The sequence below is a fragment of the Pseudomonas sp. LBUM1652 genome (genome assembly GCF_059716105.1).
Window position 1 is genome coordinate 1,360,761 of the sequence record NZ_CP166804.1, and the last position, 25,147, is coordinate 1,385,907.

Sequence of the window (25,147 nt, forward strand, 5' to 3'; positions counted from 1 at the left end):
TTCAGCCCAGAGCAAGCGCAGAGCCAATATCCAGGAGTCAAACGTACATGAGCAACATGAACCACGAGCGTGTCCTCAGTGTTCATCACTGGAACGATACCCTGTTCAGCTTCAAGTGCACCCGCGATCCGGGCCTGCGCTTCGAGAACGGGCAGTTCGTGATGATCGGCCTGCAGCAGCCAAACGGCCGCCCGCTTATGCGCGCTTACTCGATTGCCAGCCCGAACTGGGAAGAGCATCTGGAATTCTTCAGCATCAAAGTACCTGATGGCCCGCTGACCTCGCAGTTGCAGCATCTGAAGGAAGGCGATGAGATCATCATCAGCAAAAAGCCTACGGGCACGCTGGTGCTGGACGATTTGAAGCCTGGCAAACACCTTTACCTGCTCAGCACCGGTACCGGACTGGCGCCGTTCATGAGTGTGATCCAGGATCCGGAAACCTACGAGCGTTTCGAAAAAGTCATCCTTTGCCACGGCGTGCGTTACGTGAACGAAGTCGCTTACCGCGAATTCATCACCGAGCACCTGCCGCAGAATGAGTTCTTCGGCGAAGCGCTGCGCGACAAGCTGATTTACTACCCGACCGTCACTCGCGAGCCGTTCGAGAACGAAGGCCGTCTGACCGACCTGATGCGCAGCGGCAAACTGTTCAGCGACATCGGCCTGCCGCCGATCAACCCGCAGGACGACCGCGCCATGTTGTGCGGCAGCCCGAGCATGCTCGACGAGACCAGCGAAGTGCTCAACAGCTTCGGTCTGACCGTGTCGCCGCGTATGCGCGAGCCGGGTGACTACCTGATCGAGCGTGCGTTCGTCGAGAAGTAAGCCCCACTGAAAAAGCCCCCATTGTCTGAATTGGCAATGGGGGCTTTTTTATGCCCGCGACATTCACCTGTAGGAGCTGCCGCAGGCTGCGATCTTTTGATCTTGCTTTTGAAGAGCAAAATCAAAAGATCGCAGCCTGCGGCAGCTCCTACATTGGGCGCGGGTTTAGGTGCTGGCGGGGATGACTTCGAGGACGCGAATCTGTTCAGGGGTCGGATAGTGCCAGCGCACATCCAGATCCCAGAACTGTGCGCCATATTCACGTTCCGGCGCCGGGGTCTGATACGCCGGGCGCGGATCCTGGGCCAGACATTGCTCGATCAACTCGACCAGAGGCTCGGCAAGGCGCTGAGCGTGGGTGTGAGCCTGTTGCAAGGCTGCGTCCGTCCACTGCACGTCAATCAACAGCGGCGCAGCGCTGGCGATGCTGTTGGAGGCGCTGGTGATGATGTCGGCGTAAGGCACGTAGGGTTTGATGTCGAGAATCGGCGTGCCATCGAGCAAGTCGATGCCGGAGATGAACAGGCGATTGGCTTCGACCTTGTCGAGTTTCACCACGGATTGGCCGATGCCATTCGGGCGGTGGGTGGCGCGGGTGGCGAAGACGCCCATGGACTTGTTGCCACCGAGGCGGGGAGGGCGGACTTTCAGGCGCGGTTTTTCTTCCAGCGCCTGATGGAACAGGAACAGCAGCCAGACGTGGCTGACCTGTTCCAGACCCTGCACCGCGTCACCCTGATCGAACGGCGCCACCAGTTCCAGCACGCCCCGGGCAGCGGGGGCCAGTTGCGGCTGGCGGGGGATGGCGAACTTCTCCTTAAAGCAGGAGCGCACGAAGCCGATGGGAGAGACGCTGTAAGTCATGGTTTGCAGTCGAGGCGGGAATCAGGGCGGGCATGATAACCCGAGTACGGTGGTGACTTGCCAGCGATGGCCGCGCCGCCGATCTCAGAGGCTGAACCCACCATCCAGCGGAATGATATTCCCCGTCATGTACGCCCCGGCCGTACTCGCCAGACTGATCGCCAACGCCGCCATCTCTTCCTCACGCCCCCAACGCTTCATCGGGATCAGTGCCGTGTCCTCGGCCAATGCCTGCTGATCATTACCAATATGCTGGGTCATCTTGCTCGGAAAACGCCCTGGAGCGATCACGTTAACGTTGATGTGTTGGCTCACCAGTTCCCGCGCGAGAATCCGCGACAGTTGATGCAGCGCGGCTTTGCTCGGCCCATAGGCATACGCCTGCTCGCCGAAAGACGAAATACCCGCCACCGAACCGATGTTGATGATCCGCGCCGGATTCGCCTCTGACCCTGCTTTGCGCAGCAGCGGCAGGAACTGCTGAATGCAACTGAACACCGACGTCACGTTGAGCTGCATGACTTTCTCCCAGCCCTTGACCGGGTAGCTTTCCAGCGGCGCGCCCCAAGTGGTGCCGGCGTTGTTCACCAGAATATCCAGATGGGTGATCTGCTCGCCCAATCGTGCGGCCAGTTCCTGTACGCCTTCTTCAGTCGCCAGATTCGCCGCCACGCCGTGGCAAGTGCCCAAGGCACTGAGTTCTTGCGCCGTTTGATGACAGGCCTCGGCGTCCCGAGAGCAGACGAAAACACGGGCGCCGGCCTCGACAAAGGCCTTGGCGATCATTTTGCCGATACCACGGGTGCCGCCGGTCACCAGAGCGGTGCGGCCTTGCAGGGAAAAGTAGGGGTGCATGGCGAGTCCTGAGGGCTAGGGATCAATACACCCTAGTCGCCAGCCGCGAAAAGCGGAGCCACTATTTTCGAAGGGAATGAGCGGTTATGCGCTGCGGCGGCGACCATCAGTCGCCACCGCAGAAGGGCATCAGGCGGCGCGAACGCGCAGGGTCAAGCCCTTGAGGAAGTTGCGCAGCAACTGGTCGCCGCACGGACGGTAGTTGGTGTGGCCGACCTTGCGGAACAGTGCGCTCAGCTCAGGTTTGGACACCGGGAACTCGGCAGCCTTGAGGATCGCGTGCATGTCGTCTTCTTTCAGTTCGAAGGCCACGCGCAGCTTTTTCAGGATGATGTTGTTGGTCACGGGCAGTTCGATCGGCTGTGGCGGACGGCTTTCGTCCTTGCCACGCTTGAAGATCACCAGGCCATCGAGGAAGTGCGCGATGACTTCGTCCGGGCAGCGCACGAAACCTTCTTCGTCTTCTTCTTTCTTGTCGAGCCAGGTGATCACGTCGGCGAGGGTTACGTCCATGCCGCCGAGTTTGATGATCTCGACAACATTCTTGTCGCTGATGTCGAGCATGTAGCGCACGCTGCGCAATACGTCGTTATGAATCATGTGAGTAATCCTGATAAGCGTTGTGGGCAGCGCGCGGGCGCACTGCCGGAATGTGTGGCGGCAGTGGAAGTGTCAGAACTTCTCTTTGCCGGACAGGTAGCGCCATTGGCCGACCGGGACTTTGCCGATCGAGACGCCGCCGATACGGATGCGGCGGATGCCGACAACCTTCAGGCCTACCGCTTCGCAGAACTGGGCGATGATGCCCGGCTGCGGGTTCTTCATGGCGAAGCGCAGGCGATTTTCGTTCTGCCAACTGGCCTTGACCGGCGGCAGCTCCTTGCCCTTGTGGGTCAGGCCGTGCTGCAAGCGGTTGAGGCCGTGGGCGACCATGTCACCTTCGACTTCAACGATGTATTCCTGCTCGATCTTGGCCGAGTCGGCGGTAAGCTTGCGCAGAATCTTCCAGTCCTGAGTGAACACCAGCAGGCCGCTGGCCTTGGCCTGCAGGTCGGTGCTGGCGGTCAGGCGCAGGAAATGGCCACGCAACGGGCGTTTGCTGAAGCGATGTTCTTCGCTGAGGGTTTCGGCACTCAGGGTTTGCATCGCGCTGTCCGCATCCATGCCCGCCGGCACGTTGAGCAGGATGGTCACCGGCTCCGGCGCAGTGGCCTTGGCGTCCTTGTCGAGCTCGACCTTCTGGTCGCCGACCTTGAATTGCGGTTCGTCGATCACTTCGCCGTCCACGGTGACCCAGCCGCCCTCAATGAACAGCTCGGCCTCGCGGCGGGAGCAACCCACCAGTTCGATGAGGCGTTTGGAGAGGCGAATCGGGTCAGTCATGACAGGGCCGTAACAAAAAAGGGGTGGGCATTGTACCTGTGTGGCGCCGGTTAAGCCCGGTTCCATTTGCAGGCAGTGAAATCATGCGGGAGTTGTGGTGTATCAGCCATTGCTCGAGCGCTGCTGGTTTTGGCGCAATCGCATGTGCAGCAACGGATACGGCTGGCCCATGCCATCCACCTCCGAACGGCCGATCACCTCGAACCCCTGCTTGAAGTAGAACCCCAGCGCCTGCGGGTTCTGCTCGTTGACGTCCAGTTCATCGGCGTTCAGATGCTGCATGGCGTAATTCAACAGCTTTTTGCCCAGACCCTGGCCGCGATGGTCGGGATCGATAAAGAGCATTTCAATCTTGCCCGCCGCCACACCAGCGAAACCGGTGATGCGTTGCTCGCGATCCTTAGTGCAGATCAGCATCACGGAGTCGAGGTAGCGGGTCAGCACCAGGTTGCGCAGCAATTCGATATAGCTGTCCGGCAGAAAATCATGGGTAGCGCGGACCGAGGCCTCCCAGACCCGGGTCAGTTCCTGATAATCGCTGAGTTTCGGCGTGTGGATGACCGAATGGTGACGCATGCCTGTGTGCCTCTTGTGCCTGGTTTGATGAGGATCCTTCCCTCAGCAAACGATAGACGTAAAAAAGCCCCGCATCTCGTAAAAAGAGCGGGGCTTTTCAATACAACACTATTCCCCTTGTGGGAGCGAGCCTGCTCGCGAAGGCGTTGGTTCAGTCAACAATTTCAGCAACTGACCCACCGCATTCGCGAGCAGGCTCACTCCCACAGGTACTGGGTGATGCTTAGATCTGCTCAGCCCACAGATCGTATTCGTCTGCGTCAGTCACCTTGCACCAGACCTTGTCGCCCGGCTTGAGATTGCTGCCGTTGTCGATGAACACGTTGCCGTCGATTTCCGGGGCGTCGAAGAAGCAGCGGCCGACCGCGCCTTGCTCGTCGACTTCGTCCACCAGCACTTCGATTTCACGGCCGATGCGCATTTGCAGGCGCGCAGAGCTGATCGCTTGCTGGTGCGCCATGAAGCGGTCCCAACGGTCTTGCTTGACGTCGTCCGGCACGATGTCCAGATCGAGGTCATTGGCCGGTGCGCCATCAACCGGCGAGTACTGGAAGCAGCCGACGCGGTCGAGCTGGGCTTCGGTCAGCCAGTTCAGCAGGTACTGGAAGTCTTCTTCGGTTTCGCCTGGGAAGCCGACGATGAAGGTCGAACGGATGATCAGATCCGGGCAGATTTCGCGCCAGTTCTTGATGCGCGCCAGGGTCTTGTCTTCGAACGCCGGGCGTTTCATCGACTTCAGCACTTTCGGGCTGGCGTGCTGGAACGGGATGTCCAGGTACGGCAGGATCTTGCCGGCGGCCATCAGCGGGATCAGCTCGTCAACGTGCGGGTACGGGTAAACGTAGTGCAGACGGACCCAGACGCCCAAGGTGCTCAGCGCTTCGCAGAGCTCGGTCATGCGGGTTTTCACCGGCGCGCCGTTCCAGAAACCGGTGCGGTATTTCACATCGACGCCGTAGGCGCTGGTGTCCTGGGAGATCACCAGCAGCTCTTTGACGCCGGATTTGACCAGGCGCTGGGCCTCGTCGAGCACGTCACCGACCGGACGGCTGACCAGTTTGCCGCGCATCGACGGGATGATGCAGAAGCTGCAGCTGTGGTTGCAGCCTTCGGAAATCTTCAGGTACGCGTAGTGACGCGGGGTCAGCTTGATGCCTTGCGGTGGCACCAGGTCGATCAGCGGGTTGTGGTCTTTGCGTGGCGGCACGACGTCGTGCACAGCGTTGACCACTTGCTCGTACTGCTGCGGACCGGTCACGGCCAGCACGCTCGGGTGCACGTTGCGTATGTTGCCTTCTTCCACGCCCATGCAGCCGGTGACGATCACCTTGCCGTTTTCCTTGATCGCTTCGCCGATCACTTCCAAAGATTCAGCCTTGGCCGAGTCGATGAAGCCGCAGGTGTTGACCACCACGACGTCGGCGTCCTGATAGGTGGACACCACGTCATAGCCTTCCATGCGCAGCTGGGTCAGGATGCGCTCGGAGTCGACCAGTGCTTTCGGGCAACCCAGAGATACGAAGCCAACCTTTGGATTGGCCGGCGCAGGAGTGGTGGACATGTCTAACCTCGGTATTTTGTGACGCCGCTTGCCGTGTGGGAAAGCCGACGGATGGGCGCTTAGGGCGCGCCTCTGATCAAAAAGTGCGCAATTCTAGCGGCGAGGAGCGCACTTGACCAGCTTTATGCCGGGAAATGCGACGAGTGCTGCGCTATGCTTCGCGCCGTTGAGCTTTACCGATTATTTACAGTCAACAAAACGTCTGTAACAGCAGGTAAAACAGCGCATGCTGCACCACAAAGCATAGTGCTTCATTCCAAGAAGCCGGTTCTGAGAAGTAGGAGTGTTGGATGGGTCAGGCAAGTAGTCAGGCGGCGGGCGCCGAGCATTCGACGGCAAAGCCGATCGGCATGCTGGTCGCCGCGGTCGGGGTGGTTTACGGCGACATCGGCACTAGCCCGCTGTACACCCTCAAAGAAGTCTTCGCCGGTCATTATGGTGTGCCGGTCAATCACGATGGAGTCTTCGGGATTCTGTCGTTGATTTTCTGGTCGCTGATTTGGGTCGTCACTATCAAGTACGTGTTGTTCGTACTGCGCGCTGACAACCAGGGGGAAGGTGGGATCATGGCGCTGACCGCTCTGGCGCGACGTGCATCCAGCCGCTACCCGAAACTGCAAACGGTGCTGGTGATTCTGGGGCTGATCGGTGCAGCGCTGTTTTACGGCGACAGCATGATCACGCCCGCCATCTCCGTATTGTCGGCGGTTGAAGGCCTCGAGCTGGCCTTCGACGGACTTGAGCGTTGGGTGGTGCCACTGTCGTTGATCGTGCTCGTTGCCTTGTTCCTGATTCAGAAACACGGCACCGATCGCATCGGCAAGATGTTCGGCCCGGTGATGGTGGCGTGGTTTCTGGTGCTGGGCACTTTGGGTGTCAACGGTATCGTCAAACACCCTGAAGTGCTGAGCGCATTGAACCCGGTGTGGGGCGTGCGTTTCTTCATCGTACATCCTGGTATGGGCGTAGCGATCCTCGGTGCGGTAGTTCTGGCGCTGACCGGTGCTGAAGCGTTGTATGCCGACATGGGTCACTTCGGCCGTAAGCCTATCGCACGCGCCTGGCTGATTCTGGTGCTGCCGGCTTTGGTGCTGAACTACTTCGGTCAGGGCGCGTTGCTGCTGGAAAACCCGGAAGCGGCGCGTAACCCGTTCTACCTTCTGGCGCCGAGCTGGGCACTGGTACCACTGGTGGTGCTGTCGACCCTGGCCACGGTCATTGCTTCGCAGGCGGTGATTTCCGGCGCGTTTTCGTTGACTCGTCAGGCCATCCAGCTCGGCTACATTCCGCGCATGCACATTCAGCACACCTCCAGTGCCGAACAGGGCCAGATTTACATCGGCGCGGTGAACTGGGCGCTGATGGTGGGCGTGATCCTGCTGGTCATCGGCTTCGAATCCTCCGGCGCGCTGGCGTCTGCTTACGGTGTGGCGGTGACCGGCACGATGCTGATCACCAGCATCCTGGTGTCGGCGGTGATCCTGCTGCTGTGGAAATGGCCACCGCTGTTGGCGGTGCCGATTCTGCTCGGGTTCCTGTTGGTCGATGGTTTGTTCTTTGCTGCCAACGTACCGAAGATCATCCAGGGCGGTGCCTTCCCGGTGTTGGCGGGTATTGTGCTGTTTGTCCTGATGACCACCTGGAAGCGCGGCAAGGAGCTGCTGGTCGATCGTCTCGACGAAGGCGCGCTGCCGCTGCCGATCTTTATCAGCAGCATCCGCGTGCAACCACCGCACCGCGTGCAGGGCACTGCCGTGTTCCTCACCGCGCGCTCCGACGCCGTGCCCCACGCCTTGTTGCACAACCTGCTGCACAACCAGGTACTGCACGAGCAAGTGGTGCTGCTGACCGTGGTCTACGAAGACATCCCGCGCGTGCCACCATCGCGCCGCTTCGAAGTGGAAGCGCACGGGGAGGGGTTCTTCCGGGTGATCCTGCACTTCGGCTTCACCGACGAGCCGGACGTGCCGCAAGCCTTGAAGCTGTGTCATCTGGATGATCTGGATTTCAGCCCGATGCGCACGACTTACTTCCTCAGCCGTGAAACGGTCATCGCCTCGAAGCTCGAGGGTATGGCGCGTTGGCGTGAAGCGCTGTTCGCGTTCATGTTGAAGAATGCCAATGGCAATTTGCGGTTCTTCAATCTGCCGCTGAACCGGGTGATTGAGTTGGGGACGCAGGTGGAGATGTAGCCCGCATCATCAAAAAGCCCCCGTCAGCCTTGCGGCTGGCGGGGGCTTTTTTGTGGGCGCCCGGCGGATTTTCATTTGGTCAGTCAAAAGAAATACAAAGTTGCAGGGTGTTTAATTCAACGCAATACTCTGTGCATTATTCTGCGCTGCAGCAACTGAGCAAGAGGTGATTATGACGGCATTATTAGAACGTGCTGACCAGGCTATTTCCGTGACTGCCATGGTCAGGAGCTTCAGTGCGAGGCTCAAGGAGATTTCCAGTCGTGCCACTGAGCGTCTGGTTATCTTCAAGGACAATCAACCGGCAGCGGTCATTATCAATGTGCAGGCCTACCAAGAAATGCTGGATGAGCTTGAGGAGCTTCGCATCGAGGCGGCAGCTCGTGAGCGTCTGAGCAATTTTGATCAAACCAGAGCAGTCAGCCATGACGCTATGCGGGCAAGGTATGCCAAGAAGGATTAAAGGAGCGCTGGATGGTTTGGGGAGTAATTTATCATCCGGAGGTCCAAGGAGATCTGGATCAACTGGGATCGGCGGCTGCCAACCGGATACTTGATGTTATCGAGGAGCAGATCATCAACGGCGAGCCCGACAAAAGCAGTAAACCGCTCAGAGCTAGTCTTGCCGGTTGTAGAAAGATTCGAGTTGGCGACACACGCATCGTATATCGAGTTGATGGCAAGGCCATCTAGGTGTTGATCGTCGCTGTTGGCGCGCGGCGTGACGAAGAGGTGTAAGACGCTGCAGAGCGCCGCCTCTAAACGAAAAGCCCCCGTCAGCCTTGCGACTGGCGGGAGCTTTTTGTTTTTTGCGTCCGACCTGGGTTTTCAGAAGCGGTATTGCTTGGCTTCCACGCACATCCGGCGGAGCAAATCCTTGGCACTTTCGGGCGACATGACATGCGCGTGCAGCATCCGTGAGAGGTGCGCGTACTCCAAACGCAGGCCGGTCGCGAAGATGCCCGGATCGTCTGAGCCGATGACCACGCTGACGGGGCCGTCTACGGGATGTTTGCCAAGACCCAGCCAATTGCGCGCGTGATGATCGTTGTAGCACTGGTGGATGCTGATCCGCACGTTACTGCTTGGCAGCGTCTCAATCGCAATCGAGCGTTCACGCAATAAGCGCAGTACCGCGTTCTGAATGGCACGGATGACTTTGGGCCGCAACACGTCGTTTTCCTGTGAGACGACCACGTCCTCGCGTGCAGCCTTCAGCTCTTCAGCGCTGGCGCCTATGCCGTGTCGGCGCAGGAAATGTGTGAGTGCAATGGAGTTGCGTTCACGGGCGTTGGCAAAGCAGCACGCTTCGAACCTGCGGTTGGGGTCCACATCATGCACACCTACGTTTTGCGCCAGAGGGTCAAGGGAGCGTAGTTTCCAAGCTTCTGCGAGCAGGTCAGGGGTGATACGTGGTTCGTTCCAGATCCTCATCGACAGGCGCTGAATCTCGGCTTCGATCAATGGCAGGCGATCAATGTGTGTTCGGGTCGAAAGCAGCATTTCTCTGGCAAAGACCAAATCGTCCAGCCGCTCCTCTGCCGGCATGACCACGTAGCCGCTGACGGCTTGCCACCATGCCTTCGGGTCCAGCCCCGATGCTGTGCCGTGGCCAATCCGGCATCCTGCATCGAAGTCGAGAAAGACCACCGCCTCGTGGATCGCGCGGATCCCGGAGACGATGTGCCCGAAGTCTTCGCCGGCGTGATAGGTAAAGCGGCGGATGCCGGCATGGCGCATGCGCCGAAACACCGGGGCGAAAACCTCGGGGCCTGCATGCCGTTCATTACTGGCGGCATCGATGCCGCGAATCAGCGTTTCGAGTCCAGGTGTGCGCTGGATTAACGCCACGAGCGCCCGAGCACGCTGATCGGAATCGCGGCGCACTTTCGCGTCCCGGCAACTCGCGCGCAATTTCTCCCCGCCGAAGAAGTCTTCGCGCTCGTTTTTATGCGTCTGTTTGACGAAGTGCGGCACCAGTCCCAGACGCAGGCGTCGAGACGAGCGGCGGATATCGTTCTGGTTAGGGTGGTGTTGCCGCTTGTCGAGTAATTGATCGTCGCCCTCTAGGCTCCGGACCCGAGAGAGCAAGTCCGACAGCGAACGATACTCGCGTGCTTCGCGCATCGCCCCCGTCGGCCGCGCAACACCCTCGCCGAGAAACTCGAGGTAACCGCGCAGAATCAGGCCGAGCAATTTTGCGGTTTCATCGGGAGTCATTTTCGGGGTGAACCGGCCTTCGAGAAAATCCACGCCTTTTTGCTGGCCGCGCTCGATCTGGCGAAAGCGCTCGGCATAATCCTTTTCGGTTGCTTCACGCAATTCGTTGAGCGTGATGTGCTGGAACTGGTCGAAACCTTTCTGATTCGATTGTTGGATCAGCAGGCGACAGAATTGCGCGCGCAGCAGCGCGTAGTGCCAGAAGCGCAAGCCGGCAGTGTTATCCAGACGGTTTTCGTCAAAACCCTTGAACAGAGTTACCAGTTGCCAAGCTTCCCTAACCACTTTGGGCGTCCGCGCCGGAAGGCGCCGCAGGCAGTTTTCCTGCGCACGGCGATAAGCCGCGACCGCAGGCTCGCTAAACGTCCAGTCAACGTCCGCTGCTGCATGGTGCAATAGAAGCGCCTTCAGCGCGGCGGCATCTTTGACCCGTTGCATCAGTCGTTGCGGTGTCAGCTCGAGATCTTCCTGCTGCAGCAAGCGCTTCACGCCGTTACCGATCGGTACTTTGATGCCGATGTCGTCTTTGATGGTCTTCGCCGTGAGCCCGCCCACGACCTTTTCCGGACGTTCCAGCGCGTCGCACCAGACCTTCTCTGCCTCGGTGGTGCCGTTGAGGTGCATATGGGTTTCGTCCAGGCCCTCGGTCCGGCACAGGTGATCGAGAAACGGATCGTCATCCACCGGCAGGGTGGAATCGCACAGCCATAGATTGATCCGGCTAACGGCGCGCTGCAGCTCATCGACTGACGGCGTGGCATCGGACAAGCGCAAGCGTTGCGCCATCCAGGCTGACGTGATCAGCAGTGGCGGAACCACCAGCACCAGGTCCTGCCAAGGCTCGAGCAGACGAGTCCGAACCCGGATCGAACGGTCGTTGCCTTCGCACAAAAACATTTCTCCGAGGCAGGACAGCAACTCAGGCAAGTTGCCATTCAGATCATCATATGTCCCGGTCTGCGGTTTCTGCGGGTGACCCAAGTGCAGACTGCCGGGATACTGATCGGGCAATGCCGTTCTGCCGTTGATCCGTTTCACGATCCGCGCGATGCGGTTCTCCGCCCCTTCGTCAGTCAACGAGGGATGCAGGCGGCGCATCTGAACAAAACGACCACATTCGTGCTCTCTGTTCAGATTGAGCCTGTGCTCTGGCGTGAAGTATTCCGCGACCCTGTTGTCCTTGCCCGGCGCCGATTTAGACAGACGCTCAAATCCGCGCAACAGCTCCAGATTGGACAGCACGCATTTGGCGTAGTCGACCAGCTCACGGGCCTCAAACAGCTCTTTGGCGAAGGGCGAGGATTGCTCGGGCTTATTTCGTGACATTGCGTGGCACGACGTTCAGGACATGGTAAAAGCCCGCAACCGGCACTGAGCGCTGGTTGCCGGACTGAACCATTGGACCAATTTTAATCGGGATCGTAGGCGGTACTATCCAGCTCTCAAAGTTTGCATTTACCTTGAAACTGTCCACTTCCTGATTGTCGCTCCAGTTTTTCAATGCGTCGCATGCGGCCACATTCAGTGGGTTAATGTCCCATTTATCATGATTGTCATCATCGTGGGGGTTTAGGAAAGTCCAAACTAGCGGGCACGACAGGACAATGATTGCTAAAGGATGAAGATATGCGTCCGTTTTGGCTTCCTGGATACGCCCTAGTGCCTCGAGCAGTGGTCGGTCAGAAGCTTTTGGACTTCCCTTGCGACCAGGTAAACCTGAGGTGATTACGAGAATTCCGTGCAGGATGTTGGTGATCTGCCGATGCAGGATCTGTCCGCTTTTCCAGGAAGACGTGACCTTTTCATCCAAGTCCATCAGGTCGTCATGAATGCGCGAAGCAATGCTTCCCAGCATTGCTGGAGAAACACCGGCCTTCAGACGGTCGTTGCGAGCGAAGGCGTGCCAGTCTTTGAGGTTTTGCATAAAAGTGTTGAAGGCTTCATCGGTTGAATCTTCGCGCCTGTGCTTCTCGTCTCCCAATTCCTCGTCGCTCGACTCGTCGTCGTCTTCGGTCGAAAAGTTAAGCTCGTCTTGAGTTTTTTCGCGTTTGAATGGAGGAATGGTGGCGGATACAGCGTATGAAGTCAGGTCGCCAATGTCGCTGGACATCAGCATGTCTCCAATCACGGCGAAAAGTGAGAGAGCTGACAATGACCGAAACATTTCGCCGCGCGGACTGAAGCGTTTGTAGAAGGTCAGCCTCAGAACTTCGCTGAATTTTCCACTTCGATCCTGTATCAGGTCGTCGATTGAAAACCAACTCACATTTTGACGGATCTGCAATTCGCCAAATCCCGCGTGATACACGTGCGAAATCCAATTTGCGGCTGCGATGTTAATTTCTGGTTCATTTAGATTGTGGAAATCTGAGACAGTTGGGCGATCGCCCGCTTTCACCGGGGCGGTCAAACCATATAAACGAAGCAGATTTTCTTTTTGAGTCAGCCTGTTAGTCAGTCCAACCGAGCCGAATGAGCTAGCTGGTACCTTCCCCACGTCGTGACGGCGAGACCTGTCAATGGTGCCTATGCGTGCAGCGATTTCAGATAGCGAGGGAGATGAATTGCTCCAGAGAAAATGGAAGATGGATGTTCGAGTCCCTTTGTCTAGGTTTTCTGGACGTCGCATCATCGTAACGGGCAGCGCCAGCGCGAACAGTGCCCGCAAGGAGCCACCGTCATGCGCCTCAATGCCTTGGGCAAGCGCCAGCGCCAAGCAATGAAGTACGACAGCCCTAACCGGATCAACCGGCACCCCGAACGCCAACAAATCGGATGCGTCGTCCTGTTCGCACAGCCACTCGAAAGCAGATCTCAGCGCGTAGTCGAAATTGCCTCGTTCAAGAAGGTTTGTAGGGACTTTGCTAGTTCTTAAACGAGTTTCAAATACTCTCAGAATCATCTGGCGACTGGCTTTAGGATCATCTTGATTTAGTGCCCGCAGGTAGCCAATTACCAACCGAAGATGTTCCATGGAGATGAAGTCGAAGAACCGCTGTGGCTGACCCTCCTTCTCGAGCAATAGTTTCCTTATCTGCTCGTTGGCCCAAACTGCCAGTTCTGCTTGAGTCTCCTGCTTCTTGCCTGGATTTACGACTACCTTCGATCCCAACATGATACCGCCCAGAGGCAGCATCGCGACCCGGTTCTGTGGAGGTACTATCTTCAGAAGATACTGTTCCTCCAACTCGAGCACCGCTTGACCGAGGTTTTGTTTGTCGCCCGCGATGATCTCGGAGTCATATTTCAAAACTTGTTCGCCAAACGTGCGATAGATATTTCGTCGCAACAATCGCCCGTACAGATCCGGGTCGCCTGAAAGAAGCAGAACTAGTCGGGGAGAGGTTAGATATTTGCGAATGGTCTCGAGAATCGTGTGCCCATGGGTGAAGTTGGTATCGACGTCGTCAAAGGCGAGCACGAATGCTTTCTTTTTCAGCATGTCCAGTGCTGTCTCGAGATAAACACCAAACTTTAGCTCGAACAATCGTCCCTTTTTTGCTTTATGCAAACCGCGGCTCATTACCCAGTCCGCGTCCTCCCATTCACTACCGTAAGCCGAGCTTGATCCAATTCCGTCGAGCAACCCTAGACCTTCAGAAAGCGAATGTCGTGCCGCTTGCATTACGTCATTTTTGTCTGCCAAGTCTTTAATCGCAGCTTCAATCATCGACAGAATGACGATGATGATATTTTCTTTGGTTTCAATCAGCGTTGGATCAATCATGGGCAGTACATGGAGATCACTTGCTATGTTGGCAATATCTTCATCTTTTCCATCGTGCAGACGTTGGAGTGCATTTAGAAGGAAAGTGGTTTTACCGCTGCCACGGCCGCCCTGAACAAGGATTGCATTATGTGGGCGTGGATAGCTTAAAGAGTTTTCGTTGTACTCAGCGTAACGTTGAGTGGGAATGCCGCCCAACTGTTCGCTGAGCAGTTCATCCAGACGCTCAAGCGCGGCCACCTGCAAAATGTCATCAGGTTTTTCCAGCCTTTCCTTTTCGCTTTTGGATAGGTTGATTACCAGCGGCTTCTCACTCATGTCGGCTTCCATTCCTAAAAATAAAGGGAGTTTACTTGGAGAAACGAATGATGGCGAGGTAATGGCTTAAGCGCCTTTTTTTACCAGGCAAAACCTGTATTTCGACCCGACAGCAAACCACTTACCCACAAAAAAGCCCCCGCAGCCTTGCGCTGTGGGGGCTTTTTGCTAGACGGCTTCAGATCACTCTTCAGCGACCTGGCTCGCCGCCTGACGCTTCTCGATCAAGTCCACCAAGCGCTTGGCCAGCGCCGGGTAGTTCTCGTCGAAGTGGTGGCCGCCGGGCAGTTTCACTGCTTCGCCAACGGCAGTCTTGTCCGTGCAGCCACTTTCATCCGTCTCTTCTTCCCCATAGATGCACACAACCTTGGCCGGTGGCAGCTTGGCCATTTCCGGGCCGGTGGCGGCTTCTTTGCCGGCGTTGCCGAGCCAGCCTTCGACTTCGATTTCGAAGCTGCCGGTGCGGGCGAAGGCCAGCAGGATGATCGCGTCGACACGTTGCTGCTCGGTCTCCGGGAGGCGGTTGTAGATCGCTGGCAGAACGTCGGCACCGAACGAGTAACCGGTGAGGATGAAGCGCTTGGTGCCCCATTTCTGCCGGTAGTGTTGCATCAGTTCGGTCAGGTCCAGGGCGCTTTGCTCCGGGCTCTTGTGCTGCCAGTAGTAGCGCAGGGTGTCGATGCCGACCACCGGGTAGCCGATCTTGGCCATTTCGCCCGCCACGTCGCGGTCGAGGTCGCGCCAGCCACCGTCACCGGAAAGGAACAGGGTCACGGTGTCCTTGGCCTGACCGGCAGGTACTTCAACCACCGGTATCGCCAGACCGCCGTTGGCCTTGTCACCGCCGACGAGGATCTTGCGCAGCTCGTTGTTCAGCACTTGCGGCAGGTTGATGTCGTAGTCGCTGATGCTGGTTTCGGCGTTCGGTTGATCACGCACGAAACCTGCGCTGGCGTCGTCCGGGTTGTCGTTCCATGCCGCCAGCCAGTGACCGTGGGTGGCAGATTTGGGCAGCAGGTGCGTGCAGCCACCTTTTTCCAGTGCCAGGTCCACGGAAATCGCTTGGGCCTTGTCGTCCTTTTGCTCGGCCAACCAGCGCCAGGCCAGCACAGCGCCGGGGCCGATACCGCTGACCAGCGTGGCCGGGCCGTTCAGTTCGCGCAGACCGGTTTGCAGAGCGCGGCTTTGCAGCAGGCAGTCCTTGGGCAGAATCACCTGAACGATTTGCGCCGAGGCGCTGCGGCTCAGGGTGGTCAGTTGCTTTTCACTGAGCTTCTGGTCGTCATTGACGGCGACCAGCACCTGAGCTTTCGGCTTGGTGCCGGGAATCACACGGGTCATGGCCGGGCCATCGGCCGGAGTCAGCTGTTCGACGGTCGGTTCCGGTGCCGGACGTTTGAGGTACCAGAAACCGCCGCCGGCAATCACGGCCAGCACGATCAGTGCGGCCAGGATGTACTTCAGGGAGCGTTGAATCATCAGCGTTTCACCAATCCAGTCAAGCCGCCCGCGATCAGGGCAGCAGTGTCGGCCAGCGCCACCAGCGGATCGAGTCCGGCGGGCACGGCCATATAACGGGGTTCCCAGTCAGGCTGGAACTTGTCTTTGAAGCGGCGCAAGCCTTGGAAGTTGTACAGCTGCTCACCACGGCGGAAAACCATCGAGCCCAGACGTTGGGTCAGCGGTGCACCACGCCGGGGTTGCAACCCCGACAACGGCACCATGCCCAGGCTGAAGCGCGCGTATCCGTGACTCTTATAGTGTTGAATCAGGCCGACCATCATGAATTCCATGGTCAGTTTCGGGGCATCCGGGTGTGCGCGCATCAGGTCGAGACTGGCCAGATCATGGCTGTAGGTCTCGAGCAGGTTGGCGAACGCCACCGGGCGCCCCTCGAAGCGAATCACCGCAATGCGGAAATGCTTCAGGTAATCGTCGCTGAAGCGGCCGAGGGAGAAGCCTTTCTCGCGCACGTTCTTGCCGGTCAGCCAGGCATCGGAAATCACCTTGAGCTCATCCATCGGCGCCTGACCCGGCTCGTGAATTTCCAGCGACAGGCCGTCACGGGTGCCACGGTTCCAGGTGTAACGCAGATCTTTCATCTCCTTGCCCTTGGCTTCCAGGTCAAAGCGATGCAGATCGACCCGGGCTTCCTCGCCGAGTTTGATCGCGGTCAGGCCGATGTCCATGTAGTACGGCAGGTTCTCCGCGCGCACTTGATAGAACACAGGGCGAGCGTGATGGATGTCGCACAGGTCGCGGAACTGCCAGATCATCTCGGCGCGTTGCTGGCCAGGGCCGATCGGGTCGTACAGCGCCACCAGACTGCGGCCACGGCGGGCGTACATCAGGAACGCTTCGTCGTTCTGGTGAAACAGCAACGCCTTGTCACCCGTCAATGCGAGGCCGCCATCGGGTTGCGACGACGCCATCAGGATCTTCGCCGCGCGGTCGAGTTCGTCCGGGGTCGGCAGGTGAATGACCGGGCGCGCAGTGCGCAGCAGCCAGGTCAGGGCAATCACCAGTAGCAGTACGGCGGCGCCGAGCAGCGAGCGCAGGCCGCGCGGTGCATCGGCATCAAGGGTGAACTGCCACCACAATTGATGGCTGTACGGCACGTCTTGATAGGCGAACAGCAGCAGCCAGGCCGAAGCACCGAGCACGCACAGGCTGGCCACCAGATACAGCGGCGAGAACGGCAACTCAGTCAGACGGCTCGGACGATAGAACGAGCGACGGAATACCCCCAGCAGCGCGGCAGTGAGGGTCATCAAACAGGCTTCTTCCCAGTCGAAACCCTTGAGCAGGGAGAGCAGGGCGCCAACCAGCAGCAGAATGGTGGTCAGCATCCACGCGGCCGACAAGCGACGGCGCAGGCCCTGCGCCAGCATCAGGCAGAGCACGCCGATCAGGCTGGCGCCGAAGTGCGAGGCGTCGACCAAGCGATGTGGGATCAGAAAGCCGATGTGCTCCAGACGCGTATCGATTTCAGGCGTGGCACCGGAAAACAGCAGCACCACACCGGACAGGAACACCAGTACCGCCAGAATCGGCGCAGCCAGACCGGACGCCGCGCGCATGGTCTGGGTCTGAAACAGGCGCTGGCCTTCGTTGATCAGCAGCAGTACGCAAGCCACCAGCAGCGGCAGCACCACGTAGATCAGGCGATACAGCAGCAATGCAGCGGCCAGTGGCGCGGCACCGAGCTTGTCGGCGAATGCGGCGAGCAGGATCGCTTCGAACACGCCAACGCCACCCGGTACATGGCTGAGTACGCCAGCGGCCAGCGCCAGCAGGTACACCAGCAAAAACGCGCCGAAGGGCGGGGCTTCTGGCAGCAACAGATAAAGCACGGTGGCGGCCGCCGCGACGTCGAGGGCGGTGATCACCAGTTGCAGGAAGGTCAGGCGTCGACCCGGCAGGCGCAAGGTGCGGCGTCCGGCCTTGACCAGCAGGTTATCGGGGTAGGGTTGTTCCGGCAGGCGACGGCGATAGATGCCTATCATCAGGATGGCGCCGAGCAGCAGCACGGTCACGGCAACAGTGCCGAGCAAGCCTTCCGAGAGGCCGAGTGCCTGAGATGCAGCGGGCAGGTCGCTCAACGTCGCTAGAGCAGCCAGTGGCGGCAGGGCACAGCCCAGCGACAGGCTGGCGAATAAGGTCATGTGCGCGACTTCCGACGCTCCCAGACCCAGTCGTGCATATAAACGGTAGCGCACCGAACCGCCGGACAGCAGCGACAGACCGATCGCGTTGCCAATCGCAAACGCCGTGAAGCCGCCGAGGGCCAGTGTGCGCGGTGGCAATGTCACGCCAGCATAGCGGCTGGCCGACCATTCATAGCCCAGCAGAATAATGAAGCCGACCACGGTCGCTGCGAATGCGCCGAGCAGGGCGGGTTTCGGTACGTCGAGAATCGAGTCGTGCAAAGCATCGAGATCGAGTTCGGCGAGCAAGTGGCGACAGGCAATCAGGGCAATGGCAAACAACAGCAGAGTGACCGCCAGACCGATCGGTTGACGGTATTTGCTTAACCGATCCAGCAAGCGCAGGCGCTCGGGTTTGATCGGTTGCTTCGCTGTGACGGTGTCTTGTGGATCAGACGAGTTGGCGCGCATCAATCACCTCTTGGATTGTGCGCGACAGGATGGAGGTATCCAGCCAAGTTACCAATCCCTGTAGAAAAAAATAATCACAAAATACTACGCCTCTCACCAGGTATCGGCGAGGGCAGTCATGGATTGCAGACCTCTTGCCCGCGACTCAAAGCATAGTCGCAACACGGCGGTTCTGAAGATCCTGGACGATTCACTGCACAGTGACAGATCATTGTTGCGAAAGGACTTTTTCCACAGATACAAAAAAGGCCACTCTTTCGAGTAGCCTTTTTTGATGTTTGGTTGCGGGAGCCGGATTTGAACCGACGACCTTCGGGTTATGAGCCCGACGAGCTACCAGACTGCTCCATCCCGCGTCTGTGTGGCGGCATTCTACAGGCGAACGGCGAGGTGTCAACCGCTAATCCCGTAAAGGGTCAAATAAGTGTGGAATCGCGTCAAACGGTCGCAGGTAACGCGTTAAGTTTCGGAAATGAAACGAGTTCCTGTTTGGCTATTCTCTGGGTGAAGAGGTCTGAACCTGAAAAACAAGCGCGCACAAAAAAGGCCACTCTTTCGAGTAGCCTTTTTTGATGTTTGGTTGCGGGAGCCGGATTTGAACCGACGACCTTCGGGTTATGAGCCCGACGAGCTACCAGACTGCTCCATCCCGCGTCTGTGTGTCGGCATTCTACAGAGGATCGCTGGGCTGTCAACCTTCAATCCGGATAAAACTGTTGAGGTTCAATCGGTTAGCGCTCTTTGTCGGTACTTGAAAGAAGCCGCAGGGCAGGTGGGGCAAGGCTTTCAGCTCTATTGAAGGTCGCTTTTCGATTGAGAAAATAAATTCACAGGACGATTCCTACAGTCATAAAAGAACATTAGCACCACTGGTGCTATATACAGGTGTCAGTGAGATACTGCCGACCCGGCTCGCCACGTTTCCTTTTCTGACATGACTCAGCGAAAAATCATCCACATCGACTGTGACTGTTTCTACGCCGCCATCGAGATGCGCGATGACCCGCGTCTGGCCGGCAAGCCGTTGGCGGTGGGTGGTTCGGCGGATCGGCGTGGGGTGATCGCCACCTGTAATTACGAGGCGCGTGCCTATGGCGTGCGCTCGGCAATGGCATCCGGGCATGCTTTGAAGTTGTGCCCGGATCTGACCATTGTCAAACCGCGTATGGATGCCTATTGCGAAGCCTCAAAGGAAATTCACACGATCTTTGCCGATTACACCGACCTGATCGAGCCGCTGTCGCTGGATGAGGCCTATCTGGACGTGTCGGACAGCGCGCATTTTGGCGGCAGTGCCACGCGCATTGCCCAGGATATTCGTCGCCGGGTCTCCAATCAGTTGCACATCACGGTTTCTGCTGGCGTGGCGCCGAACAAGTTTCTGGCGAAGATCGCCAGCGACTGGAAAAAGCCCAACGGCTTGTTCGTGATCACACCGGATCAAGTCGAGGATTTCGTCAGCGGGTTGCCAGTGAACAAACTGCACGGCGTCGGCAAGGTCACCGCAGACAAGTTGGGCAAGCTCGGTATCGTCGACTGCATGCAGCTGCGTGAATGGGACAAGCTGGCGCTGGTGCGTGAATTCGGTAGTTTTGGCGAGCGCCTCTGGAGTCTGGCGCGTGGGATCGATGATCGGCTGGTGCACAACGACAGTCGCCGTCAGTCGATCAGTGTGGAAAATACCTACGATGTCGATCTGCCGGACCTGCGCAGTTGCCTGGACAAATTGCCGGAGCTGCTGGAAACCCTGAAGACCCGCATGGCGCGGATCGACAGCAGCTATCGGCCGGGTAAGCCGTTCGTCAAAGTGAAATTCCACGATTTTACCCAGACCACATTGGAGCAGGCCGGGGCAGGTCGGGATCTGGGCAGTTATCAGTTGATGCTGACGCAGGCGTTCAATCGCGGGGGTAAACCGGTGCGGTTGCTTGGGGTTGGGGTGAGACTGGAGGATTTGCGTGGCGGGTTTGAGCAGATGGAGTTGTTTGAGCGGTAGTTTTGCGGTGCCTGTCAGGGCCTCTTCGCGAGCAGGCTCGCTCCCACATTAGATTGCATTCCAACGTGGGAGCGAGCTGGCTCCGGGCGGCGTTCCGACGAAGCTTTTAGCTTTTGCTGTTAATTCGGTCCCGGATCCGCGACTAAGCGTCCGGCATCCTTGGTCAGCGACTTGAGAAACTCAGCCTGTAACTCTGGATCGTTACGCGTCAGTTCGATCAGGCTTTGTTCCAGCTCGCTGGCTTCTTCTTCCAGACCCAATTCCGACAGACGTTTGACCCGGTGTACCCATTGGCTCACTTCGTCGTCTTCCAGGTCGTCGTAAATCAGCCCGTGAGCTTCCAGCAACTTGCCCCGCAGGTGGCTGCTGATCATCAAGGTTGAGTCAGAGTGAACTTCATCCTTGGCGTCTTCGACGCTGATCTGCAATTTGCCGACATGATTGAGATCATTTTCGGCAAACGGGCTGTCGAGCAGGTTAAGACGCAGCACGCCGTTACGGTCGGTGGTCATGTCGAATGTCTGCTTGCCGGCCTTGACTTGCACCGGTCGCTCGCTCCACGGCAGGCTCGAATACTCCGTGCGCTTGTCGCGCTGGATTTCATCGATGCCGGCCAGATTCTGTTGCGCACGACCGTTGGACTGCACGTTCATGAACGGATTGAGCCCGGCAAAACCGTAGCTCAGCCAGTCCTTGGTCACGCTGTCCGGCAAATTGCCAAGCGCAAAGACGTTGACCACGTTCGCGCCGACGCCACCGACCACCGCCACCGCGCCCAGCGGAATCTCGTAGACTTCCCGCCAGGGTTGGTAAGGCGTGTAGCGGTCGTAACGGCGGGTGACTTCGAATTCGGTGACTTCGAATGTCTTCTGCTCGTTGATCTTCACGCGTCGCTGCGGGAGCTCAAGTTCCTTGGGCTCACCGACATCGATCTGCAAAGTGTGATCGAGCAACTTTCGCTCGACACGCTCTTCGTGCTCGCTGCGCTGTGACATGTGATTGGCACAGCCGCTGACCAGCAGGGCACCGCACAGGGCGGTGCCTCCGAGGCCCAAGGTGTTTCGCTTGAACATGACGTCTCTATCTGGTTTCAGCGGCGGATACGAGCCTGAAGGAAGGACAATACGTCAGCCACCGGCAGCGCTTGCGCCTCGCCTTCGGTACGGCTCTTGTATTCCAGGTTGCCTTCGGCGAGGCCGCGGTCGCTGACCACGATCCGGTGTGGAATGCCGATCAGCTCCATGTCCGCGAACTTGATGCCCGGGCTGGTTTTCTTGTCACGATCATCCAGCAGCACTTCGAAACCGGCCGCAGTCAGTTCTGCGTACAGTTTGTCGGTGGCTTCGCGAACCTGCTCGGTTTCGTAACGCAGCGGTACCAGAGCAATCTGGAACGGCGCCAGGGTGTCGCTCCAGATGATGCCGTTCGCATCGTTGTTCTGCTCGATCGCGGCAGCCACCACGCGGGACACGCCAATGCCGTAGCAGCCCATTTCCAGGGTCACTGGCTTGCCGTTCTCGCCCAGCACTTCGCACTTCATCGCCTTGCTGTACTTGTTGCCCAGCTGGAAGATGTGCCCGACTTCGATGCCACGTTTGATTTCCAGCGTGCCTTTGCCGTCCGGGCTTGGGTCGCCGGCAACCACGTTGCGCAGGTCAGCCACGGTCGGAACCGGCAGATCGCGCTCCCAGTTCACGCCGAAGTAGTGCTTGTCGTCGATGTTCGCGCCGATGCCGAAGTCGCTCATCAGTTCGACCGAGCGGTCGATGATGATTGGCAGCGGCAGGTTGAGCGGGCCGAGGGAACCAGCGCCGGCGCCAATGGCGTCACGCAGTTCGGCATCGGACGCCATGACCAGCGGGCTGGCCACGCCTGGTTGCTGGGCTGCCTTGATTTCGTTCAGTTCGTGGTCGCCACGGATGACCAGGGCAATCAGCTTGCCTTCTTCTTCCGCGTGCACGATCAGGGTCTTGATGGTCTTTTCAATCGGCAGACTGAATTTTTCCACCAGCGCAGCGATGGTCTTGGTGTCCGGAGTGTCGACAAGACGCAGCTCTTCAGCCGGTGCAGGACGGGAAGTTTCCCGTGGCACCGCTTCGGCTTTCTCGATGTTCGCCGCGTAGTCGGAGCCGTTGCTGAAGGCGATATCGTCTTCGCCGGACTCGGCCAGTACGTGGAATTCGTGGGAACCGGCGCCGCCGATCGAGCCGTTGTCCGCTTCAACCGGGCGGAATTTCAGGCCCAGACGGGTGAACACGTTGCAGTACGCCTGATGCATGCGGTCGTAGGTGACCTGCAGCGAAGCCTGATCGGCGTGGAACGAGTACGCGTCCTTCATGATGAATTCGCGGCCGCGCATCAAACCGAAGCGTGGGCGGATTTCGTCACGGAATTTGGTCTGGATCTGGTACAGGTTGATTGGCAGCTGTTTGTAGCTGCTCAATTCGTTGCGCATCAGATCGGTGATCACTTCTTCGTGGGTCGGGCCCGCGCAGAAGTCGCGACCGTGGCGGTCTTTGATGCGCAGCAGCTCAGGGCCGTATTCTTCCCAGCGTCCCGATTCCTGCCACAGCTCGGCCGGTTGGGTGCTCGGCATCAACACTTCCAGAGAGCCGGCAGCGTTCATTTCTTCACGAACGATGGCTTCAACCTTGCGCATCACTCGCAGACCCATGGGCAGCCAGGTGTACAGACCTGAGGCGAGTTTGCGGATCATGCCGGCGCGCAGCATCAGCTGGTGGCTGATTACGACCGCGTCGGAAGGCGTTTCTTTCTGTGTGGCGAGCAAAAATTGACTGGTGCGCATGGTTGGCCGTTGTCGGTTGCTATGACTGGAAATGACGGAGCAGTGTACCGGCGAGTTTTGCTGACGTACAGAAGTGCGGCCGGCGGAGGGACACAAGGGCGGGAATCTTCCCGCCCTTGGCGAAACGTCTTACGATTCTTCCACAAGCGGCGTCGGCACAGGCTCAGGCGTTGGTGTAGGGCCTTCGCGGCGGCTTTCCTGGAACCAGTGCAGGGCGATCAGCACCAGCGTCGGCACACCGAGCATGGCGGTGATCAGGAAGAAGTTGTGGTAACCGAACTTCTCCACCATCACTCCGGAATAGCCGCCGATCAGGCGCGGCAGCAGGAGCATGATCGAGCTGAGCAGGGCGTACTGGGTCGCGGAGAACTTAAGGTTGGTCAGGCTCGACAGGTAGGCAACGAACGCCGAAGTCGCGAGTCCCGAGCTGAAGTTGTCGAGGGAAATGGTCACCACCAGCATCTTCAGGTTCGGCCCCATGTCGGCCAGCATCAGAAACAGCAGGTTAGTGCCCGCCGATGCCACGCCGCCAATAAACAGGATCGGCAGGATGCCGAAGCGCACGATCAGCAGGCCGCCCATGCCCGCACCGACGAGGGTCATGATCAGGCCGAAGATCTTGCTGACGCTGGCAATCTGGTCCTTGGTGAACCCCTGGTCGATGTAGAACACGTTGGCCATCACGCCCATGACCGTGTCCGACATCCGATAGGTGGCGATCAGCCCGAGCAGCAATAGCGCCTGCCAGCGGTAGCGCAGGATGAAGTCGTTGACCGGCGTCAGGACCGGCGCCAGCCCGCGGCGACCCATGGCCGACAGGCACATCCAGGTGAGCAAGGTATAAAGAATGGCGCGCAGGAAGGCGCGGTCTTCCAGCAGCAGGTCGAGCGGGCTGACGCCTTCGAACAAAACGCTGGCGAAATCGGTGTTGTAGAGCTGGGTGAACATCGCCGGCACGGACACCAGCAGCACGATCAGTACGAATACCGACATCAGTTGGTGCATGAAGGTATAGCGGCCCGCTTGCAATTGGGTGCGCAACGGCACAGGCGGCTCACGCATCAGCAGGGTAGTGAGCAGCGCAGGAATCATCAGTGCGCCGAACAGCGCGTAAGTGCCGGCCCAGGCTGAGTGTTGATAGTTGAAACCGGTAGAGCCGAAACCTTCGGCGAAAAACAACGCGCCCGCGGTGGCGAGCAGCGCGGCGATGCGGTAGCCGGACATGTAACTGGCGGCTAGTGCGGCCTGGCGGCTGTCGTCGGCGATTTCCAGGCGATAGGCGTCTACCGCGATGTCTTGGGTGGCGGAGGCGAACGCAACGACGACGGCGATGGCGATCAGCCAGGACAGGTGCTTCTGCGGATCGCAGAAACCCATACCGATCAAGCCGAGAATCACCAGTGCTTGCGAGAGCACCAGCCACGAGCGGCGACGGCCGAGCTTGCCCAGCAACGGCAAGCGCCATTGATCGAGCAGCGGTGACCAGACCCATTTGAACGCGTAAGCCAGGCCGATGAGGCTAGCGTAGCCGATGGTTTCACGGGCCACACCTGCTTCACGCAGCCAGACCGAAAGCGTTGAAAACACCAGCATGTACGGCAGGCCGGCGGCGAAACCGAGCAACAACAGCACGAGCGTCGAAGGACTGGCATAGGCGGCGAGCGCGGCGCGCCAGGTTTTACGGGGCATGGGCTGAAGTCTGCC

18 protein-coding genes and 2 tRNA genes are annotated in these 25,147 nt (G+C 58.6%); 5 read left to right on the forward strand and 15 right to left on the reverse strand.

The features are described 5' to 3' along the window. Nucleotides 1-47: 47 nt before the first annotated feature. The gene (gene fpr / locus ACA069_RS06095; RefSeq protein WP_002554680.1) at nt 48-827 is read left to right on the forward strand and encodes a ferredoxin-NADP reductase; all 780 of its coding nucleotides are present in this window, start codon (nt 48-50) and stop codon (nt 825-827) included. A gap of 165 nt (nt 828-992) precedes the next feature. On the opposite strand, the gene tsaA is transcribed toward fpr, so the two are convergent. The 6 genes from tsaA to rimO all read right to left on the reverse strand — a co-directional run bounded on the left by tsaA (nt 993) and on the right by rimO (nt 6,066). Beyond that, nucleotides 993-1,691 carry a tRNA (N6-threonylcarbamoyladenosine(37)-N6)-methyltransferase TrmO gene (gene tsaA, locus ACA069_RS06100; protein WP_497616722.1) on the reverse strand — a complete coding sequence of 233 codons (699 nt, stop codon included), beginning with the start codon at nt 1,689-1,691 and terminating at the stop codon, nt 993-995. A gap of 84 nt (nt 1,692-1,775) precedes the next feature. Next, complete coding sequence (locus ACA069_RS06105; protein ID WP_489878325.1) at nt 1,776-2,546, reverse strand: SDR family oxidoreductase; 771 nt, start codon at nt 2,544-2,546, stop codon at nt 1,776-1,778. A 129-nt stretch (nt 2,547-2,675) separates the two neighbouring features. Continuing rightward, the gene (locus ACA069_RS06110; protein ID WP_497616723.1) at nt 2,676-3,146 is read right to left on the reverse strand and encodes a YehS family protein; all 471 of its coding nucleotides are present in this window, start codon (nt 3,144-3,146) and stop codon (nt 2,676-2,678) included. Between the two features lie 72 nt (nt 3,147-3,218). After that, nucleotides 3,219-3,929 (reverse strand): rRNA pseudouridine synthase, encoded by a 711-nt coding sequence (locus tag ACA069_RS06115; protein ID WP_221732514.1) that lies wholly within the window; start codon nt 3,927-3,929, stop codon nt 3,219-3,221. Nucleotides 3,930-4,031: 102 nt separating this feature from the next. After that, on the reverse strand, nt 4,032-4,505 hold the full coding sequence (locus tag ACA069_RS06120) for a GNAT family N-acetyltransferase (protein ID WP_497616724.1): 474 nt from the start codon (nt 4,503-4,505) through the stop codon (nt 4,032-4,034). Nucleotides 4,506-4,728: 223 nt separating this feature from the next. Further along, on the reverse strand, nt 4,729-6,066 hold the full coding sequence (rimO, locus tag ACA069_RS06125) for a 30S ribosomal protein S12 methylthiotransferase RimO (RefSeq protein ID WP_401270030.1): 1,338 nt from the start codon (nt 6,064-6,066) through the stop codon (nt 4,729-4,731). A 290-nt stretch (nt 6,067-6,356) separates the two neighbouring features. Between rimO and ACA069_RS06130 the strand changes: the two genes are divergently transcribed. The 3 genes from ACA069_RS06130 (at nt 6,357) to ACA069_RS06140 (ending at nt 8,951) form a co-directional block, all read left to right on the forward strand. Continuing rightward, nucleotides 6,357-8,258 (forward strand): potassium transporter Kup, encoded by a 1,902-nt coding sequence (locus tag ACA069_RS06130; protein WP_489878327.1) that lies wholly within the window; start codon nt 6,357-6,359, stop codon nt 8,256-8,258. A 172-nt stretch (nt 8,259-8,430) separates the two neighbouring features. Further along, nucleotides 8,431-8,721, forward strand: a complete 291-nt coding sequence (locus ACA069_RS06135; protein WP_187679495.1) for a type II toxin-antitoxin system Phd/YefM family antitoxin — start codon at nt 8,431-8,433, stop codon at nt 8,719-8,721. Nucleotides 8,722-8,732: 11 nt separating this feature from the next. Beyond that, complete coding sequence (locus ACA069_RS06140; RefSeq protein WP_497616725.1) at nt 8,733-8,951, forward strand: type II toxin-antitoxin system RelE family toxin; 219 nt, start codon at nt 8,733-8,735, stop codon at nt 8,949-8,951. A gap of 135 nt (nt 8,952-9,086) precedes the next feature. Here ACA069_RS06140 and ACA069_RS06145 read toward each other — a convergent pair whose 3' ends face one another. From ACA069_RS06145 to ACA069_RS06170, 6 genes are all read right to left on the reverse strand, one after another. Beyond that, complete coding sequence (locus tag ACA069_RS06145) at nt 9,087-11,720, reverse strand: adenosine deaminase (RefSeq protein WP_497616726.1); 2,634 nt, start codon at nt 11,718-11,720, stop codon at nt 9,087-9,089. Nucleotides 11,721-11,790: 70 nt separating this feature from the next. After that, the gene (locus ACA069_RS06150) at nt 11,791-14,523 is read right to left on the reverse strand and encodes a P-loop NTPase fold protein (protein WP_497616727.1); all 2,733 of its coding nucleotides are present in this window, start codon (nt 14,521-14,523) and stop codon (nt 11,791-11,793) included. Between the two features lie 183 nt (nt 14,524-14,706). Then, nucleotides 14,707-16,002 carry a virulence factor family protein gene (locus ACA069_RS06155; RefSeq protein ID WP_497616728.1) on the reverse strand — a complete coding sequence of 432 codons (1,296 nt, stop codon included), beginning with the start codon at nt 16,000-16,002 and terminating at the stop codon, nt 14,707-14,709. Next, nucleotides 16,002-18,641 carry a bifunctional lysylphosphatidylglycerol flippase/synthetase MprF gene (mprF, locus tag ACA069_RS06160; protein WP_489878333.1) on the reverse strand — a complete coding sequence of 880 codons (2,640 nt, stop codon included), beginning with the start codon at nt 18,639-18,641 and terminating at the stop codon, nt 16,002-16,004. Before mprF ends, ACA069_RS06155 begins: the two co-directional genes overlap by 1 nt. 279 nt (nt 18,642-18,920) lie before the next feature. After that, nucleotides 18,921-18,997, reverse strand: a tRNA-Met gene (locus ACA069_RS06165). A 221-nt stretch (nt 18,998-19,218) separates the two neighbouring features. Continuing rightward, a tRNA-Met gene (locus ACA069_RS06170) sits at nt 19,219-19,295 on the reverse strand. 280 nt (nt 19,296-19,575) lie between these two features. Here ACA069_RS06170 and dinB point away from each other — a divergent pair. After that, nucleotides 19,576-20,637: a DNA polymerase IV gene (dinB, locus tag ACA069_RS06175; protein ID WP_497616729.1), complete on the forward strand. Its 1,062-nt coding sequence runs from the start codon at nt 19,576-19,578 to the stop codon at nt 20,635-20,637. Nucleotides 20,638-20,756: 119 nt separating this feature from the next. Here dinB and ACA069_RS06180 read toward each other — a convergent pair whose 3' ends face one another. From ACA069_RS06180 to ACA069_RS06190, 3 genes are all read right to left on the reverse strand, one after another. Continuing rightward, a complete protein-coding gene (locus tag ACA069_RS06180; protein ID WP_305441728.1) occupies nt 20,757-21,710 on the reverse strand; it encodes a hypothetical protein in 954 nt (317 codons plus the stop codon). 17 nt (nt 21,711-21,727) lie between these two features. Next, nucleotides 21,728-23,443 (reverse strand): proline--tRNA ligase, encoded by a 1,716-nt coding sequence (locus ACA069_RS06185; protein WP_497616730.1) that lies wholly within the window; start codon nt 23,441-23,443, stop codon nt 21,728-21,730. Between the two features lie 129 nt (nt 23,444-23,572). Beyond that, a complete protein-coding gene (locus ACA069_RS06190) occupies nt 23,573-25,132 on the reverse strand; it encodes an AmpG family muropeptide MFS transporter (RefSeq protein WP_497616731.1) in 1,560 nt (519 codons plus the stop codon). Nucleotides 25,133-25,147: the final 15 nt, after the last annotated feature.